At 72.9% G+C, this 17,100-nt stretch carries 19 protein-coding genes, 1 pseudogene and 1 riboswitch; of the genes and pseudogenes, 14 read left to right on the plus strand and 6 right to left on the minus strand.

The window, feature by feature from the left end; all coding sequences use genetic code 11:
• Positions 1–82: 82 nt before the first annotated feature.
• A pseudogene (locus ACZ61E_RS23790) lies at positions 83–361 on the minus strand (type II toxin-antitoxin system Phd/YefM family antitoxin); the annotation flags it as partial.
• Between the two features lie 83 nt (positions 362–444).
• Here ACZ61E_RS23790 and ACZ61E_RS23795 point away from each other — a divergent pair.
• The 3 genes from ACZ61E_RS23795 to ACZ61E_RS23805 all read left to right on the plus strand — a co-directional run bounded on the left by ACZ61E_RS23795 (position 445) and on the right by ACZ61E_RS23805 (position 2,410).
• Positions 445–1,080: an ATP-dependent Clp protease proteolytic subunit gene (locus tag ACZ61E_RS23795; RefSeq protein WP_469701867.1), complete on the plus strand. Its 636-nt coding sequence runs from the start codon at positions 445–447 to the stop codon at positions 1,078–1,080.
• A 7-nt stretch (positions 1,081–1,087) separates the two neighbouring features.
• Positions 1,088–1,396, plus strand: coding sequence for a hypothetical protein (locus tag ACZ61E_RS23800; protein ID WP_469701868.1), 309 nt, complete (start codon positions 1,088–1,090; stop codon positions 1,394–1,396).
• Between the two features lie 373 nt (positions 1,397–1,769).
• Positions 1,770–1,936, plus strand: a riboswitch (cyclic di-AMP (ydaO/yuaA leader).
• 3 nt (positions 1,937–1,939) lie between these two features.
• Complete coding sequence (locus ACZ61E_RS23805) at positions 1,940–2,410, plus strand: C40 family peptidase (protein ID WP_469701869.1); 471 nt, start codon at positions 1,940–1,942, stop codon at positions 2,408–2,410.
• Between the two features lie 78 nt (positions 2,411–2,488).
• On the opposite strand, the gene ACZ61E_RS23810 is transcribed toward ACZ61E_RS23805, so the two are convergent.
• Complete coding sequence (locus tag ACZ61E_RS23810) at positions 2,489–2,920, minus strand: ATP-binding protein (RefSeq protein WP_469701870.1); 432 nt, start codon at positions 2,918–2,920, stop codon at positions 2,489–2,491.
• 251 nt (positions 2,921–3,171) lie between these two features.
• Entirely contained in the window at positions 3,172–4,380 is a 1,209-nt protein-coding gene (locus ACZ61E_RS23815) for an 8-amino-7-oxononanoate synthase (RefSeq protein ID WP_469701871.1), read from the minus strand.
• Positions 4,381–4,523: 143 nt separating this feature from the next.
• Here ACZ61E_RS23815 and bioB point away from each other — a divergent pair, with 143 nt between their 5' ends.
• The 4 genes from bioB to ACZ61E_RS23835 are packed head-to-tail and all read left to right on the plus strand — an operon-like array spanning position 4,524 to position 8,543.
• On the plus strand, positions 4,524–5,687 hold the full coding sequence (bioB, locus tag ACZ61E_RS23820; RefSeq protein WP_469701872.1) for a biotin synthase BioB: 1,164 nt from the start codon (positions 4,524–4,526) through the stop codon (positions 5,685–5,687).
• Complete coding sequence (locus ACZ61E_RS23825) at positions 5,680–7,005, plus strand: adenosylmethionine--8-amino-7-oxononanoate transaminase (protein WP_469701873.1); 1,326 nt, start codon at positions 5,680–5,682, stop codon at positions 7,003–7,005. The genes bioB and ACZ61E_RS23825 overlap by 8 nt, the downstream gene beginning before the upstream one ends.
• Before the next feature lies 1 nt (position 7,006).
• The gene (gene bioD / locus ACZ61E_RS23830) at positions 7,007–7,804 is read left to right on the plus strand and encodes a dethiobiotin synthase (RefSeq protein WP_469701874.1); all 798 of its coding nucleotides are present in this window, start codon (positions 7,007–7,009) and stop codon (positions 7,802–7,804) included.
• A 58-nt stretch (positions 7,805–7,862) separates the two neighbouring features.
• On the plus strand, positions 7,863–8,543 hold the full coding sequence (locus ACZ61E_RS23835; protein WP_469701875.1) for a class I SAM-dependent methyltransferase: 681 nt from the start codon (positions 7,863–7,865) through the stop codon (positions 8,541–8,543).
• Between the two features lie 34 nt (positions 8,544–8,577).
• On the opposite strand, the gene ACZ61E_RS23840 is transcribed toward ACZ61E_RS23835, so the two are convergent.
• The 3 genes from ACZ61E_RS23840 to ACZ61E_RS23850 all read right to left on the minus strand — a co-directional run bounded on the left by ACZ61E_RS23840 (position 8,578) and on the right by ACZ61E_RS23850 (position 10,207).
• Positions 8,578–8,991, minus strand: a complete 414-nt coding sequence (locus ACZ61E_RS23840) for a fic family toxin-antitoxin system, toxin component (RefSeq protein ID WP_469701876.1) — start codon at positions 8,989–8,991, stop codon at positions 8,578–8,580.
• Positions 8,992–9,007: 16 nt separating this feature from the next.
• Positions 9,008–9,865, minus strand: coding sequence for a PP2C family protein-serine/threonine phosphatase (locus ACZ61E_RS23845; protein ID WP_469701877.1), 858 nt, complete (start codon positions 9,863–9,865; stop codon positions 9,008–9,010).
• A 75-nt stretch (positions 9,866–9,940) separates the two neighbouring features.
• On the minus strand, positions 9,941–10,207 hold the full coding sequence (locus tag ACZ61E_RS23850) for an antitoxin (protein WP_469701878.1): 267 nt from the start codon (positions 10,205–10,207) through the stop codon (positions 9,941–9,943).
• Between the two features lie 145 nt (positions 10,208–10,352).
• Between ACZ61E_RS23850 and ACZ61E_RS23855 the strand changes: the two genes are divergently transcribed.
• The 7 genes from ACZ61E_RS23855 to mug all read left to right on the plus strand — a co-directional run bounded on the left by ACZ61E_RS23855 (position 10,353) and on the right by mug (position 17,090).
• The gene (locus ACZ61E_RS23855) at positions 10,353–10,811 is read left to right on the plus strand and encodes a GNAT family N-acetyltransferase (RefSeq protein ID WP_469701879.1); all 459 of its coding nucleotides are present in this window, start codon (positions 10,353–10,355) and stop codon (positions 10,809–10,811) included.
• A 60-nt stretch (positions 10,812–10,871) separates the two neighbouring features.
• Positions 10,872–11,513 carry a LysE family translocator gene (locus ACZ61E_RS23860; RefSeq protein ID WP_469701880.1) on the plus strand — a complete coding sequence of 214 codons (642 nt, stop codon included), beginning with the start codon at positions 10,872–10,874 and terminating at the stop codon, positions 11,511–11,513.
• A 139-nt stretch (positions 11,514–11,652) separates the two neighbouring features.
• Entirely contained in the window at positions 11,653–13,011 is a 1,359-nt protein-coding gene (locus ACZ61E_RS23865; RefSeq protein ID WP_469701881.1) for a hemolysin family protein, read from the plus strand.
• Positions 13,008–14,030: a hemolysin family protein gene (locus ACZ61E_RS23870; protein ID WP_469701882.1), complete on the plus strand. Its 1,023-nt coding sequence runs from the start codon at positions 13,008–13,010 to the stop codon at positions 14,028–14,030. The genes ACZ61E_RS23865 and ACZ61E_RS23870 overlap by 4 nt, the downstream gene beginning before the upstream one ends.
• A 45-nt stretch (positions 14,031–14,075) precedes the next feature.
• Positions 14,076–14,882, plus strand: coding sequence for an SGNH/GDSL hydrolase family protein (locus ACZ61E_RS23875; protein WP_469701883.1), 807 nt, complete (start codon positions 14,076–14,078; stop codon positions 14,880–14,882).
• Between the two features lie 200 nt (positions 14,883–15,082).
• Positions 15,083–16,525, plus strand: coding sequence for an adenylosuccinate lyase (gene purB, locus ACZ61E_RS23880; RefSeq protein WP_469701884.1), 1,443 nt, complete (start codon positions 15,083–15,085; stop codon positions 16,523–16,525).
• Between the two features lie 10 nt (positions 16,526–16,535).
• Positions 16,536–17,090: a G/U mismatch-specific DNA glycosylase gene (gene mug, locus ACZ61E_RS23885; protein WP_469701885.1), complete on the plus strand. Its 555-nt coding sequence runs from the start codon at positions 16,536–16,538 to the stop codon at positions 17,088–17,090.
• Positions 17,091–17,100: the final 10 nt, after the last annotated feature.

Consider the following 17,100-nt stretch of genomic DNA (forward strand, 5'->3'; position numbering starts at 1 on the left):
ACCCCCCCCCCCCCCCCCCCTCCCCCTCCCCCCCCCCCCCCCCCCCCCCCCCCCCCCCCCCCCCCCCCCCCCCCCGCTCCGGCGGCTCGTGCTTGGCCACGATGCCGAAGTCCGCGCGTTCGCCCGGAGCGGACGCGGACAGCACCGGCCCGATCGCGCTCACCGCAGCAATCACGCGCTCCTCGGCGGCGGCCTCCTCGGACTTGAGGTTCTCCAGTCGTTCCAGGTCAGCGGCCGATACCAGGGCCACGAGCGGCTTGCCGTGACGCGTCACGACGACGCGCTCCTCGCCGTACACGACCCGGTTGATCAGGTCCGCGAGTTCCGCCCTCGCCTGAGTCACCGGAATTTCGTAAGCCATGCTCACCATCTTACGGTCTGTACGTCCTGTACATTTTTTTGGACGGACGTGAGCCGCGTCCGGCACGCGAGGAGAGGCACACCATGAACCGTCCTTCCGCCCGCCACGTCCTGCCCGAGTTCACCGAGCGGACCACCACCGGGACCCGGTCCCTCGACCCGTACTCCAAGCTCTTCGAGGGCCGGATCGTCTTCCTCGGCACCGCCCTGGACGACACCTCGGCGAACGACGTGATCGCCCAGCTGCTCCAGCTCGAATACTCGGCCCCCGGCCAGGACATCGCCCTCTACATCAACTCCCCCGGCGGCTCACTCGGCGCGATGTCCGCCGTGTACGACACGATGCAGGTCGTCGGCTGCGACGTGGCGACCACCTGTCTCGGCCAGGCGGTGTCGACCGCCGCCGTCCTGCTGGCCGCCGGGGCTCCCGGCAAGCGGATGACACTGCCCGGCGCGCGCGTCGTGCTCCAGCAGCCGGGGATCGAGGAGCCCGTACGCGGCCAGCCGTCCGATCTCGCCATCCACGCCGAGGAGTTGCTGCGGCTGCGCGCACTGATGGCGGGCATGCTGGTGCGGCACACCGGCCGGAGCGCCGAGCGGATCGAGGCCGACATCGACCGGGACACCGTCTTCGACGCGGCCGGCGCCCTGGAGTACGGCCTGGTGGACCAGGTCGCCCAGGACCGCAGGGCGGCACTCGGCCTCAACTCCCCCCGGTGAGCGTCCGATGCTCCCACCGGAACTGCCGCCGCTGCCCGCGCTGACCCGCGCCGAGGGCGACTTCGTCGACAGCTATCTCCGGGTCGTCGACCTGGTGGGCCGGATCAACCCGTCGCGCGGCGACGACACGTACGGCGCGCTGCGCGCCGCACAGGCCCTGGTCGCCGGGGCCGCCGAACTGCGCGACGCGCTGACACTGATGCACGCCCGGGGCGAGCGCGAGTTGCACACCCCGACCCTGGACCGCGCGCTGCGGGTGCTCGACGGGGAGCGCAGGGCCGGGCGAGTCACCCTGCCGGCCGGCCCCGCGACTTGATACGGGCCGGACCCCACGCACCGGTGGGACGAAGCGAACAGACGCTCCGTCGCCCCGTACGGACGCGTCCGTACGGGAATCGCCCGCCCGTTCGGCGTATCGGCGTGTCCCTCGCGTCCGCGGCGGCGACTTGCGAGGGGCGATCGGCCGTCCGGCCGAAATGCGGCGCTGCGTCGCAGGTACAGCGCATGAGTGGTCATATCAGCCGTTCACCCAATCGCCCATGGCGACCCATACAGCCCAAGAGTGACGAGAGTCACATACCGTCGTTTCGGCTCGGAATTTCACTGAGGCCGCGTCAAGATCCCTGGGACGACAAGCCCCCGCCACCTCGGCGGGGCGGTCCGGGTGGACGCCGAGTCCTGCCGCCGCTCCGGATGACTGGTCGACACGAGTGGATCGGCAGGAGTGGAGGACCCGAGCAGTTCGGGGCGTTCCGAGCATGGACCGCCCCTCGGGGTGAAGCCGCGCACGCGGCCGGACATCTTCGCCTGTCCGAACCCGACAGGTCATCCTTCACAGGCGGCTGACGAAGGGTTGCGCATGTCCGCGCAGACGCATGTCCCGTCGCTGTTCTCCCGGGCCGGTACCGCATCGGCCCTCCTCGCCACCGTCGGTGGCGCGATGCTGGCGCCCGGCGCCGTGTCCGAGGCCCACGCCCGGCCCGCCGCCGCCGAGGCCCTCCATGTGGCCGCGTCCAAGAAGGGCGCGCCGTACAGGCACGGGGCGGCGGGACCGCACCGGTTCGACTGCTCGGGCCTGACGGTGTTCTCGTACAAGAAGGCGGGCAAGTCACTGCCGCGCACGGCGCAGCAGCAGTACAACACCTCGCGCCACATCCCGGCCGCCGGCCGCGAACGGGGCGACCTCGTCTTCTTCCACCAGGGCAACAGCGTCTACCACGTCGGGATCTACGCCGGGGCCGGCAAGATCTGGCACTCGCCGAAGTCGGGCCAGGTGGTGCGGCTGGAGCGCATCTGGTCCAAGGGCGTCTGGTACGGCCGCGTCGGCTGACACCGGTCGGCGGGTGCGCGACCCGCGCCGGCCCTCGTGCGGTGGGCGCGGTGGCCCGTTACGCGGTACGGCCGCCGGTCAGCCCTGCGCGGGAATCGTCCAGGGCAGGGTGATCCAGACCGTCTTGCCGCCGTCCGCGGTGGGCGTGACGGCCAGCCGGCCGCCGTACTCGGCGGTGAGCGCCCGGATGATGACCATGCCGCGGCCGTTGTCCTGCTGGACCGCGGCCGGGAGCCGGCGCGGCCACCGCGGATGGCTGTCGGTGACCCCGACGCGCAGCTGTTCGTCGCGTTCCAGGGTGATGTCGACGGTGAAGGTCGGTGATCTCCCGAAGGTGTGCTGCACGGCGTTGGACGCGAGTTCCGAGATGATCAGGCGAACCGTTTCGGCGGTTTCGGCTTCGCCGGGCAGACCCCACTCCGCGAGGACGCGCGCGACATATCTGCGGGCCTCCGGTACCGAGGCGGGATCGCTCGGCAGGGTGACGGATGCTTCCTGATGGTCTGCCATGGCGACGCTGTCCCTTTCCCACCGGGACGCAGACCGACCTACGGCAGATGCCCGCGAGTACGTCCCCGGATTGCGCTTCGCGACACACTGCCATCAACGGCACCCGGCGCACGGCCGATCCGCCCGGATACGGGCCCCGTTGTCGCTCTAAGCGGTGAACCCTGCTACGCGCAAACGTATTTGAGCGGGCTCAAGTATCCGGTCCCGGTGACCGAGGGGGGCAACTCGCGCGCGGGGAGGTCCCCCATGGGTCAGCCGGCCCGCCGGACGGCCCCGTCGGGCGCGGTGGCGGCGATCGTCGCGAGCGCGACGGCGATCTGCCGGTCCGTCAGGTCGGCGCGGGCCGTGAGCCGGATCCGGGAGATGCCGTCCGGCACCGACGGCGGCCGGAAGCAGCCGACCACCAGCCCCGCGGCCCGGCAGTCGGCGGCCCAGCGCACGGCCGCGTCCGGGGACGGAGCGCGGACGGAGACGACGGCCGCGTCCGGGCGTACGGCGGTCAGCCCCGCCCCGGTCAGCCCCTCGTGCAGCGCGTGGGCCACCGCACGCGCCCGGTCCGCCAGCGACGGGTCCGCGCGCAGCAGCCGCAGGCTCGCGAGCGCGGCGCCCGCGGCGGCCGGCGCCAGACCGGTGTCGAAGATGAACGACCGCGCGGTGTTGACGAGTTGGTCGATGACCCTGGCCGGTCCCAGGACCGCGCCGCCCTGGCTGCCGAGCGACTTGGAGAGGGTGACGGTGGCGACGGTCCCCGGATCGCCCGCCAGGCCCGCCGCGTGGACGGCGCCCCGGCCGCCCTCGCCCAGCACCCCGAGACCGTGCGCGTCGTCCACGAGCAGGGCGGCTCCCCGCGTGCGGCACACCCCGGCCAGCCGCGCGAGCGGCGCCGCGTCCCCGTCCACGGAGAACACCGAGTCGCTGACGGCCAGGGCCCGCGAGCCCGCGCGCGCTTCGAGCGTCTTGTCCACGGCCTCCGGGTCCGCGTGCGCCACGACGACGGTCTCGGCGCGCGAGAGACGGCAACCGTCCACGATGGAGGCGTGGTTGGCGGCGTCGGACACGATGAGCGAGCCGCGCCCGGTGAGCGCGGTGAGCGCCGCGAGGTTCGCGGCGTAGCCGGACGACAGGACCAGCGCGGCCTCGAAACCGCAGAACTCGGCCAGTTCGCGCTCCAGTTCGGCGTGCAGGGCGGTGGTTCCGGTGACCAGCCGGGAGCCGGTGGCGCCCGCGCCCCAGCGGCGTGCCGCGTCGGCCGCCGCGCCCGTCGTCACGGGGTGGCGCGTCAGCCCCAGATAGTCGTTGCTCGCCAGATCCAGCAGCGCCGAGCCGGATTCGCGGGGCCGCAGCGCGCGGACGAGACCGGCGCGCTCGCGCCGGCGGGCCTCGTCGTCGATCCAGCCGAACGGGTCGGCCGCGGTCGACGCGGCGGGCGTGCCCGGCACGGGCGGCGGCTCGGTCGGCACGGCTCAGGTCCTTTTGTAGGCAGCCCACAGACCCTAACCGTGGTGGAACCCGGTTCGAGTGTGGTCATACACACACCTGAATGCACCTGTCTTGTAGGATTCATCCTTGGCCCCGAGGCCCGCCGTAGGCCAGGATCGGCGCCATGGACCTGCTGAACACACTGGTGGAGAAGGGCCTTCGGCGCGAGCTGCCGTCGCGCGAAGAAGCGCTCGCTGTGCTGGCGACCTCCGACGACGATCTGCTCGATGTGGTGGCCGCGGCCGGGAAGGTGCGCCGCCAGTGGTTCGGGCGGCGGGTCAAACTCAACTACCTGGTCAACCTCAAGTCCGGGCTCTGCCCCGAGGACTGCTCGTACTGCTCCCAGCGCCTGGGGTCCAAGGCCGAGATCCTCAAGTACACCTGGCTGAAGCCCGACGAGGCGTCCAGGGCCGCCGCGGCCGGAGTGGCCAGCGGCGCGAAGCGGGTCTGTCTGGTGGCGAGCGGCCGGGGCCCGACGGACCGGGACGTCGACCGTGTCTCGCGGACCATCGGCGCGATCAAGGAGCAGCACGCCGACGTCGAGGTCTGCGCCTGTCTCGGGCTGCTCTCGGAGGGGCAGGCGGAGCGGCTGAAGGAGGCGGGCGCCGACGCGTACAACCACAACCTGAACACGTCCGAGGCGACGTACGGCGACATCACCACCACCCACACCTACGCGGACCGGGTGGAGACCGTGCGGCACGCGCAGGGCGCGGGTCTGTCGGCCTGCTCCGGGCTGATCGCGGGGATGGGCGAGAGCGACGCGGACCTGGTGGACGTGGTCTTCGGGCTGCGTGAGCTGGACCCGGACTCGGTCCCGGTCAACTTCCTGATCCCCTTCGAGGGCACCCCGCTGGCCGACGAGTGGAATCTGACCCCGCAGCGGGCGCTGCGCATCCTGGCGATGGTGCGGTTCGTCTGCCCGGACGTCGAGGTCAGGCTGGCCGGGGGGCGTGAGGTGCATCTGCGGACGATGCAGCCGCTCGCGCTGCACCTGGTCAACTCGATCTTCCTCGGTGACTACCTCACCAGCGAGGGCCAGGAGGGCAAGGCGGACCTGGACATGATCGCGGACGCCGGGTTCGAGGTGGAGGGCACGGACACGACGACGCTGCCCGGCCACCGCGGCGGCGGCTGCGACAGCCCGTGCGGCGGCACGCCGGCGGACGGCACCGTGGACGGTGCCGAACCGGCCGGATCCGCCGTGCCGGACGCCGCGTCCGCCCGCACGGACCTGGTGACCGTACGGCGGCGCGGGGCGGGCACGGACCTGGCGCCCAATGCCTGACACCGAGGACGCCGGGGGCGGGACCGCTCTCGGCCCGGACGCGCTGCTGGCGCTGGACCGGGCCCATGTCTGGCATCCGTACGGCCCGATGCCCGGCCGCACGGACCCGCTGGTCGTGGAGTCCGCCTCCGGTGTCCGCCTCCGGCTCGCCCGGCCGGCCGAGGGGCGGGACGAGCTGGTCGACGGCATGTCGTCCTGGTGGTCGGCGATCCACGGCTACAACCACCCGGTGCTCAACGAGGCGGCTCGGGGCCAGCTCGACCGGATGAGCCATGTGATGTTCGGCGGGCTCACCCATGAGCCCGCCGTCCGGCTCGCGGCCCGGCTGGTGGAGATCACACCCGGACCGCTGCGGCACGTCTTCCTCGCCGACTCGGGTTCGGTGTCGGTGGAGGTCGCCGTCAAGATGTGCCTCCAGTACTGGCGTTCGCTGGGCCGCCCGGCCAAGACGCGTCTGCTGACATGGCGCGGCGGGTACCACGGGGACACCTGGCAGCCCATGTCCGTGTGCGACCCCGACGGCGGTATGCACGGGCTCTGGTCGGGTGTGCTGCCGCGCCAGATCTTCGCCGACGCGCCGCCGGCCGGCTCCGGGCCGTACGACGAGGGTTACGCGGACGGGCTGCGCGCGCTGGTCGCCCGTCACGCCGACGAGCTGGCCGCGGTGATCGTGGAGCCGGTGGTGCAGGGCGCGGGCGGTATGCGGTTCCACTCCCCCGACTACGTACGGGTGCTGCGCGAGGTCTGCGACGAGTACGGCGTCCTGCTCGTGCTCGACGAGATCGCGACGGGGTTCGGCCGCACGGGGGCGCTGTTCGCCGCGGAGCACGCGGGCGTCTCGCCCGATGTGATGTGCGTGGGCAAGGCGCTGACCGGTGGTTATCTCACCATGGCCGCGACGTTGTGCACATCCGCGGTGGCCGAGGGCATCTCGCGCGGCGAGGTGCCCGTCCTGGCCCACGGCCCCACCTTCATGGGCAACCCGCTGGCCTCGGCCGTGGCGTGCGCCTCGATCGACCTGCTGCTCGGGCAGGACTGGCGGGGCGAGGTCGCACGCATCGAGGCGGGGCTGCGCGACGGTCTCGCCGATACGGTGTCCCTGCCCGGTGTGAAGGACGTGCGGGTGCTCGGCGCGATCGGCGTCGTACAACTGGACCGCGAGGTGGACATGGCGTCGGCGACACGCGCGGCGGTGCGCGAGGGGGTGTGGCTGCGGCCGTTCCGCGACCTCGTGTACACGATGCCGCCGTACGTCACGGACGACGACGACGTCGCCCGCATCTGCCGCGCGGTGGCGGCAGCGGCACGGGAGGCTTGAGATGCCGGTACTGATCGTCTCCGGGACCGGGACGGAGATCGGCAAGACCGTCGTCACGGCGGCCGTGGCCGCGACCGCCCTGGCCCGGGGCCATGGCGTCGCGGTGCTCAAGCCCGCGCAGACCGGTGTCGGGGCCGGTGAACCGGGCGACGTGGACGAGGTCATCCGCCTGGCCGGCGGTGTCACGACGGTCGAACTGGCCCGGTTCCCCGAGCCGTTGGCGCCCGCCACGGCGGCCAGGCGGGCGGGCGCGCGGCCGGTGCGGCCCCACGAGATCGCCGAGACGGCCGGGAAACTGGCCACCGAGCACGACCTGGTGCTGGTCGAGGGCGCGGGAGGGCTGCTCGTACGGTTCGACGAGGAGGGCGGCACCCTCGCGGACGCCGCCCGGCTGCTCGCCGCCCCCGTCCTGGTGGTGGCGCCCGCCGGGCTGGGCACGCTCAACGCGACCGCGCTGACGGCCGAGGCGCTCAGGACGCGCGGACTGGCGGCGGTGGGAGTGGTGATCGGGAGCTGGCCGGCCGCGCCGGATCTGGCGGCTCGGTGCAATCTGGCCGATCTGCCGGACGTGGCGGGTGCGCCGCTGCTCGGAGCCGTACCGCACGGCGCGGGCGCGCTCACCCCGGCCCGGTTCCGGACGGGGGCGGCCGGCTGGCTGGCCCCGGTGCTCGGGGGGAGCTGGGACGCGTCGCGCTTCACCGCGGACGCGGTGTCGGCGCCGGGCCGCGCGCCGAGCGGGGTGGCCGGTCGCGGGCCGGGCCGGCCGGACGGTGACGCGATCCGGCCCATGATCTGCTGAGCGGGCCCGTACGGGGAACAATCGCGGTGTCGCCCGCCCACCGGAGGAGCCCCGCCCCATGCATCTGCGCAACCGCATGCCCCGCGAGGACTCGGTGCACCACCCGGTCTTCGCCCGCTTCTACGCGCGGACGAGTGTCGCCGCCGACACCAGGGGCGGCGTGGCCGCGCTGCGCGCGGAGCTGCTGGAGGGTCTGTCGGGGCGGGTGCTGGAGGTCGGCGCGGGCAACGGGCTGAACTTCGCGCACTACCCGGCCGCGGTCGGCGAGGTCGTGGCGGTGGAGCCGGAGCGCGGTCTGCGGCAGCTCGCGGTCCGGGCGGCGATGCGGGCCGAGGTCTCGGTGGACGTGCGGCCCGGCACGGCGGAGGCGCTGCCGGTGGAGGACGAGGGGTTCGACGCGGCCGTGGTCTCCCTGGTGCTGTGCACCGTACGGGACGTGCCACAGGCGCTCGCCGAGGTCCGCCGGGTGCTGCGGCCGGGCGGGGAGCTGCGCTTCCTCGAGCACGGGCTGGCGCGGGAACGTGGTCTGGCGACGGTGCAGAAGGCGCTCCAGGCCACGGTGTGGCCGGCGCTCTTCGGCGGCTGCCATCCGGCGCGGGACCCGCTCGCCGCGATCCGCGACGCGGGTTTCGAGTCCGGCACGCACCGCGCGCTGCGGGTGCCGGACCCCGGCCCGCGGACGCCGACCTCGCCGTGTGTACTGGGCGTGGCGTACCGACCGCGGGCGGACCTGGTCTGACGGGGGCGTGGCCCGGCCGGACGACGTCAGCGGTTCACAGGCTCCAGCCGCGCAGTTCCTCGGCGATGGCGCGTACGTCGGCTCTGCCGTCCTTGACGAGCTTGGCCAGATCCCTGACCTGCTCGGGCGAGGTGACGACCTTCAGGCCGCTCGCGACGAGATAGCCGTACGCGACGGCCGAGGCGTACATGGCGTTCGAGCGCTCCAGCGCGGGGACGTGCAGAAGGCTCTGGAGGAGGGCCGCCGCGCGGCTGTGCGGGTCGGTGTAGACGGGGGTGCCGAATATCTCGGCCTCGTGCCGGCTGACGGCGGCCACGAGCGCGCCCCAGTCGGTGACTTGGGGATCACCGGGCATCTTGCTCTCGGCGACCATGAGCAGCCATGACAGATCGATCCGTAACGTGAGGTTGGCATGTGACGGTGAGTCAGAAGAATCGGCGTTTTCCATGTGGGCAGCTGTCTCACTAGGGGGCGGAGGTGGGGAGTTGGCGATGATCAGTATCCCCGACCTGGATGAGCAGTGCGGTGATGTTGTCCTGCCCGCCCGCGTCCATGGCGTACCCGACCAGCGTTCGCGCGTCTTCGAGAAGGCGGCGGTCAGGTGGTGCCGAGGGGCCGCGCCGGGTGAGTACGGCACGCAGCCCGTCGGCCTCGGGGCGATGGCGCGTCAACCCGTCGGTGCACAGGAGCAGTCGGCCCGGTCCTCGTGGTCGGAAGCTCGTGACGCGTGCGACCGGTTCGCCGGCGTCGGCGCCCAGCCAGGCGGTGAGCGCGTCGTGCCGCCCCGAGTCGTCCTCGGTCAGCGCCAGGCACGTCCCGTCGTCGGGCAGCCAGTACGCGCGGCTGTCGCCGATCCAGGCGCACCAGAGGCCCTCGGGGCCGGCGATGCCCGCGACATACGTACAGGCCGGGGCCTCGTCCGCCGAGGCGGTTAGGGCACCGACTGCGCGGCCCGCGCGGGCGGCGGCCTCCACGAGCACGGTCTCGGGCAGGATCCCCTCCCGCAGGCCGGCCCTCAGACGGGCGGCCCCGACGTCGGCGGCGACGCGTGCGGCCCGTTCGGCACGGGGTGACATGGACACTCCGTCGCACACGACGCCGATCGTCCAGTCGCCGGCCTCGGTCAGCGCCATCGCGTCCGCGTTGACGCCGCGGCGCCTGCCCCGGTCACTGACGCCGGCGGCGCGGGCGAGGGTGGTCTCGATGTGCGAGCGGTAGGGGGGCTGGGGCTCGCCGCAGTCCCAGCAGTGGCCGTCGGGGGCGACGGTCCCGCCGCAGACGACGCAGGGGGTCGGTCCGGGTGGTTCGGGTGTTCCGGTCATCGGTCGCGCACCCTGCCGGACCGGGGGCCGGACCGGGTCGTCACCGGAACCACGGCCGGGGTCCGGGACCGGGGCTCAGCGTGGGCTGTCGTGGCCCTTGCCCCGCCGCGCGCCGCGGTCGGTGGTGACGGTCTCGGTGTCGAACTCCTCGGCGAACACCGACTCGTACTGCTTCATGAAGTCGGCGGCGGACTCGACGAAGGTCTTCCCGATCTCACCCGCGTCCTGCTTCACGAGCTCCTCGATGTAGCGGTTCACACTCATCCCGCGCCGACCCGCCTGCCGCCGGGCGGCCTCCGCGGTGGTCTCGTCCACGCGTACGTTCAACTGAGTCTTCGCCACCCCAACAAGCTAGCGCGGACACGCTAGCGTCGGCAAGTGGGCAGTCGGCGGCGCGGAACACCGTGGGGCCGGGGCGGAAGCCCGGGGCGACCACATCGCGGAATCCGTTCGACGGCGCGGGAGGCGCGGTGCTGGGATCGGCCCCATGGACGAAGCCATGACGAACGGGTCCGGTACGGACGACGAGCCGCGGATCCGGGCCGCGACGCGGGCCGATCTCGACTCCGTGCTCGCCTTCTGGAAGATCGCGGCCGCGGGTACCGGCATCAGCGACGACCACGAGGGGGTCGAGCGCCTGGTGGCCCGCGATCCGGGTGCGCTGATCGTCGCCGAGCGGGGCGGGGAGCTGTGCGGCACGGTGATCGCCGGTTTCGACGGGTGGCGCTGCCACCTCTACCGGCTCGCCGTCCATCCGGACCGGCGGCGCCGGGGCATCGCGGCGGCGCTGCTCGCCGCGGCGGAGGAGCGCTTCGCCGGGCTGGGCGGACGACGGGCCGACGCCATGGTGCTCGACCGCAACACGCTCGCGCACCGGGCGTGGGAGGCGTCCGGTTACGGCCCCCAGGAGCAGTGGCGGCGCTGGGTGAAGCCACTGGCCGGCTGACCGGCACCGGGCGGGAAAACCGGTGGCCGGGGGCGGAACGCCGCGTCTACGGTCCGCGCCATGCCGAGCGCCGACCGCCTCCTTGCCTTCGCGGCCATGTCGTTCCTGCTGATCGTCGTTCCCGGCCCGAGCGTGCTCTACGTGGTGGGGCGGGCCCTCGCGCAGGGTCGGCGCGCCGCGCTGACCACGGTCGCGGGGAACACGCTGGGGGCCTGTGTGCTCGTCGTGGGCGTGGCTCTCGGGGTGGGGGCCGTCGTCGAACGTTCCGTCGTGGCGTTCACGGCACTGAAGCTGGTGGGCGCCGCGTATTTGATCCACCTGGGGATCACGGCGATCCGCCGGCGTGGTTCGCCGCAGCCGTCGTTCGGCGGCGGGGACGATCCCGCGCGCCGCGGCCTGCGCACCTTCTGGGAAGGGTTCGCCGTCGGGGTGGCCAACCCCAAGACCATCGTGTTCTTCGCCGCCGTGCTCCCCCAGTTCGTCGAGCCCGGCAGAGGGCACGTGACGGCCCAGATGCTCCTGCTCGGTCTGGTGTTCAACGTCATCGCGGTGGTGTGCGACAGCGCGTGGGGGCTGGCCGCCGCCACCGCGCGGGGCTGGTTCGCCCGCTCGCCGCGCCGGCTCGCCGTGGTCGGCGGAGCCGGCGGAATCGCGATGATCGGACTCGGAGTCACCGTCGCCCTCACTGGGCACAAGGAGTAGGCCGGTGGGCGTCGGTGATCCCGACAGCGGCACTGAGCTGTGCCGTTCGCCCAGGACATGACACAGACGTCTTCACCGACAGCGGCGGAGAACGCGCCGCCCACCGGCCCTTGACCGATCATGGGACGGAGGTGAACCGATGACCGAAGTGCTCCTGCTCCTGGTGGCCGTGCTGCTCGCGCTCGCCTGCGGGGCCTTCGTCGCCGCCGAGTTCTCGCTGACGACGGTGGAACGCAGCGACCTCGAACTGGCGGTCGAAAAAGGTGAGCGTGGCGCGTCGAGCGCCATGAAGGCCGTACGCAGTCTCACCTTCCAGCTCTCCGGCGCCCAGTTGGGCATCACGGTGACCAATCTGGTCGTCGGTATGCTCTCCGAGCCCTCGGTGGCGAAGCTGATCCGCGGCCCCGTCGAGGCGGTCGGCTTCTCGCCGTCCGTGGCGTCGTCACTGGCCCTGGTGATCGGTACGGCGCTGTCGACGGTCGTACTGATGGTGGTCGGCGAGCTGGTGCCCAAGAACTGGGCCATCTCGACGCCGCTGACGGTCGCCAAGGTCGTCGCCACACCGCAACGGGTGTTCACCGCCGCCTTCCGGCCGTTCATCAGCCACCTCAACAACACGGCGAACCGCCTGGTGCGGCGGCTGGGCATGGAACCCGCCGAGGAGCTGGCATCGGCCCGCGGTCCGCAGGAGCTGGTCGCGCTCGCCCGGCACTCCGCCAAGGAGGGCGCGCTGGAGCCGGACACCGCCGAACTGTTCGTGCGCACGCTCAACCTCGCGGAGCTGACGGCGGAGAACGTGATGACACCGCGCGTACAGGTCACCGCGCTCGACGTACGGGCCACGGCCGAGGACGTCGCCAACGCCACGCGCGCCACCGGGCTCTCCCGCTTCCCCGTCTACCGGGAGAGTCTCGACACCGTCGTGGGCGTCGCCCACATCAAGGACGTGCTGACCGTCCCCGACGAGCGGCGCACCCGCACGACGGTCTCCGAGCTGATGCGCGACCCCCTGCTCGTACCGGAGTCGCTGACCGTGGACCGGCTGCTGGACCGGCTCTCCGGCAACCGCACCATGGCGGTGGTGATCGACGAGTACGGCGGCACGGCGGGTGTCGTGACGCTGGAGGACATCGTCGAGGAGGTCGTCGGCGAGGTGCGCGACGAGCACGACCCGCACGAGACGTCCGACCTCGCCCGCGCCGGCGAGGACGCCGACGGGCGCGACCTGTGGTCGGCCGACGGCGCCACCCGCTTCGACCAGCTGTGGAACATCGGGATGCGGGCTCCCGAGGGGCCGTACGAGACGCTGGCCGGCCTCGTCGCCACCGAACTCGGGCGGATCCCCGTCGAGGGCGACCGCGTCGAGCTGCGCGGCTGGCGCGTGGACGTGGTCGACGCCTCGGGACGGCGGGCCGCCCGCGTACTGCTGCACGCGCCGCTGCCCTCACCCGACGAGGACGAAGAGGACGACGACCACGGCAAGGGGGCCGCACGATGACCGTGATCCAGCTGTTCGTAGGGCTGCTGACCCTGGTCGCGAACGCCTTCTTCGTCGGGGCGGAGTTCGCCCTGATCTCGGTGCGCCGCAGCCAGATCGAGCCCGCCGCCGAGGAGGGCGACCGGCGCGCGCGCAGCGTCCTGTGGGGCCTGCGGCACGTCTCGGCGATGCTCGCCGCCGCCCAGCTCGGCATCACCCTGTGCACGCTGGTGCTCGGCATCGTCGCCGAGCCGGCCATCGCCCATCTGCTGGAGCCCGTCTTCGACGCGGTCGGTGTGCCGCACGGGGTGGTGCACCCGATCTCGTTCGTCATCGCGCTCACCCTGGCGACGTATCTGCACATGCTGCTCGGCGAGATGGTGCCCAAGAACATCGCGCTCGCCGAGCCGGTGCGTACGGCGCTGCTCCTCGGCCCGGTGCTGGTGGGGCTGGCCCGTGCGCTGCGCCCCGTGATCTTCGCGGTCAACGCCTTCGCCAACGTGCTGCTGAAGCTGCTGCGCGTGGAGACCAAGGACGAGGTGTCGGCGACGTTCTCCGACGCCGAGCTGTCCCGGATGGTCACCGACGCCGGTGACGCCGGGCTCCTCGACGACCGCGCGGCCGAGCGGCTGCACGACGCGCTGGAGCTGGGAAGCAGGCCCGTGCGCGACGTGGTCATGCCACTGGACCAGGTCGTGACGGCACGGGTGGGGATCACCCCTGTCGCGCTGGAGGCGCTGGCGGCCGAGTCCGGGTTCTCCCGGTTCCCGGTCGTGGACGAGTCCCGGCGGATCCTCGGCTACCTCCATGTGAAGGACGCGCTGGACGCCATGCCGCGCGACGAGCCGCTGCCCGTCTCCGGGATGCGGGCGATCGCCCAGGTGCGGGCGGACACCCCGCTCGACGACGTGCTGACGGCGATGCGCCGCAGCCGTACGCATCTGGCCGCCGTGCTGGACGAGGACGTCAGGCTGGAAGGTCTGGTGACCATGGAGGACGTGCTGCGTGAGCTGGTCGGGAGGCATTCGCAGGGAACCTGAGCCCCGTCGGGGAGGGGCCGGGGCGCGCGATACGATCGCCCGGCCATGGAGAACAACGCCACGTACACCAGCCTGGTCGCCGTCGGGGACTCGTTCACCGAGGGCATGTCGGACCTCCAGCCGGACGGGTCGTACCGGGGGTGGGCGGACCTGCTCGCGGCCCGTCTCGCCGCCCGTACGCCCGGTTTCCGCTACGCGAACCTCGCCGTGCGCGGCAAGCTCATCGGCCAGATCCTCGACGAGCAGGTGGACGCGGCCGCCGCGATGCGCGCGGACGTGGTGACCCTGGTCGGCGGACTGAACGACACGCTGCGGCCCAAGTACGACCCGGCACTGGTGCTCGGGAAGCTGGCGGAGTCGGTCGAACGGCTGGCACCGTCCTGCGGGCGGCTGGTGCTGATGCACAGCCCCGTCCGCCGGGGCCCGGTGACGGAACGTTTCCGGTCACGCTGGGAGAGCCTCTACACCTTCATCGACGAGCTGGCCGAACGGCACGACGCGGTGGTGGTCGATCTGTACGGGGCGCGGGTCCTCGGTGAGCAGCGCATGTGGGACGAGGACCGGCTGCATCTGACCGCCGACGGCCACCGCAGGGTCGCCGAGGCCGTGTGGCAGGCGCTGGGCCTGGAGCCGGCGGACGACTGGCGCGCGGAGCTGGCGCCCGCGCTGCCCACGGGCTGGCTGATGCGGCGCACCGGAGACGCCCGGTTCGCGCGGCAGCATCTGGGGCCGTGGATCGGCCGCCGGCTGACGGGCCGGTCGTCGGGGGACGGCAGGCCGCCGAAGCGGCCGGAGCTGCTGCCGTACGAGCCGCTGCCCGGTGACGCGGGCGTACGGCACGAGCGGGCGTAGGGCCTCGGGGCGCAGGCGGGGTGGTCCGGGGGGGGTCCGGCGGTCGTGCGGGCCGGGTGGTCGTGCGGGCCGGGTGGTCGTGCGGGCCGGGTGGTCGTGGGGGTCCGGCTGCCGGGGGCCGTCCTCCGTATCCCGCCGCTCCCCCTGCGAACGAGGGCGCGGCTCGGACCAGCGGGAACGGCCACGTAGAATCCGGCTACGTGACTGCTGCGTCTGTGAAGCCCCGTATCCCCAACGTCCTCGCCGGCCGCTACGCCTCGGCGGAGCTGGCCGTGCTCTGGTCCCCCGAGCAGAAGGTGAGGCTGGAGCGGCAGCTGTGGCTCGCCGTGCTGCGGGCCCAGCGGGATCTCGGCATCGAGGTGCCCGAGTCCGCCCTCGCCGACTACGAGCGGGTGCTCGACCAGGTCGACCTGGCGTCGATCGCGGAGCGCGAGAAGGTCACCCGGCACGACGTGAAGGCGCGCATCGAGGAGTTCAACGCGCTCGCCGGCCATGAGCAGGTCCACAAGGGCATGACGTCGCGCGATCTGACGGAGAACGTCGAGCAGTTGCAGGTCCGGCTCTCGCTGGAGCTGATGCGCGACCGCACGGTGGCGGTGCTCGCGCGTCTGGGGAGGCTCTCCGGGGAGTACGCGGAACTGGTCATGGCGGGCCGCTCGCACAATGTCGCCGCGCAGGCGACCACGCTCGGCAAGCGCTTCGCGACGGCGGCCGACGAGCTGCTGGTCGCCCACGGCCGCCTCGAGGACCTGCTCGCCCGTTACCCGCTGCGCGGGATCAAGGGGCCGGTCGGCACGGCGCAGGACATGCTCGACCTGCTCGGCGGTGACCCGGCCAAGCTCGCCGACCTGGAGTCCCGGATCGCGGGGCACCTGGGCTTCGGCCACGCGTTCACCTCGGTCGGCCAGGTGTATCCGCGGTCGCTGGACTACGACGTGGTGACCGCGCTGGTGCAACTGGCCGCCGGTCCCTCCTCCGTGGCGAAGACGATCCGGCTGATGGCCGGGCACGAGCTGGTCACCGAGGGGTTCAAGCCCGGCCAGGTCGGTTCGTCGGCCATGCCGCACAAGATGAACACCCGCTCCTGCGAGCGCGTCAACGGTCTGATGGTGATCCTGCGCGGCTACGCGTCGATGACGGGCGAGCTGGCCGGTGACCAGTGGAACGAGGGCGACGTGTCGTGCTCCGTCGTCCGCCGGGTGGCGCTGCCGGACGCGTTCTTCGCCTTCGACGGGCTGCTGGAGACGTTCCTGACGGTCCTCGACGAGTTCGGCGCGTTCCCGGCGGTGGTCGCCCGTGAGCTGGACCGCTACCTGCCGTTCCTGGCGACGACGAAGGTGCTGATGGCCGCCGTGCGCGCGGGGGTCGGCCGGGAGGCCGCGCACGAGGTCATCAAGGAGCACGCCGTCGCGTCGGCCCTCGCCATGCGCGAGCGCGGAGCGGAACGCAACGAGCTGCTCGACAAGCTCGCGGCGGACGAGCGGATGCCGCTGGACCGGGCGCAGTTGGACGGCCTGATGGCCGACAAGCTGTCGTTCACGGGGGCGGCCGGTGACCAGGTGACCGCGGTGCTCGCCCGGATCGAGGAGATCGTGAAGCGGCACCCCGTGGCCGCCGGATACACGCCCGGGTCGATCCTCTGAAGCCGGCGAGGTGAAGCCCGAGGAACTGGCCGCCGCCCGCGACCGCGTCATCCCCGACGTGGTCGCGCCGGACCTGGGCGTGCTCTTCTGCGGGATCAACCCCGGTCTGATGTCGGCGGCGACGGGTCACCACTTCGCCCGGCCGGGGAACCGCTTCTGGCCGGTGCTGTGCCTCTCGGGCTTCACCCCGCGGCAGCTCGCGCCGTCCGAGCAGGGGGAGTTGACGGCGTACGGCCTCGGCATCACCAACGTCGTGGCACGGGCGACGGCGCGGGCGGACGAGCTGAGCGACGAGGAGTTCCGGGCGGGCGGCCGGACCCTGGTGGCGAAGGTGGAGCGGCTGCGCCCGCGCTGGCTGGCGGTCGTCGGCATCACCGCGTACCGCACGGCGTTCGACGACCGGTCGGCGTCGATCGGCCCGCAGACGCGCACCATAGGCACCACCCGCGTCTGGGCACTGCCCAACCCGAGCGGGCTCAACGCGCACTGGACGGCGGAGACGATGGCGGAGGAGTTCGCCCGACTGCGCGTCGCGGCGGACATGCCGGACAGGACGCGGTCCTGACCCGGTCACC

The organism is Streptomyces sp. NPDC104581, from assembly GCF_055583685.1.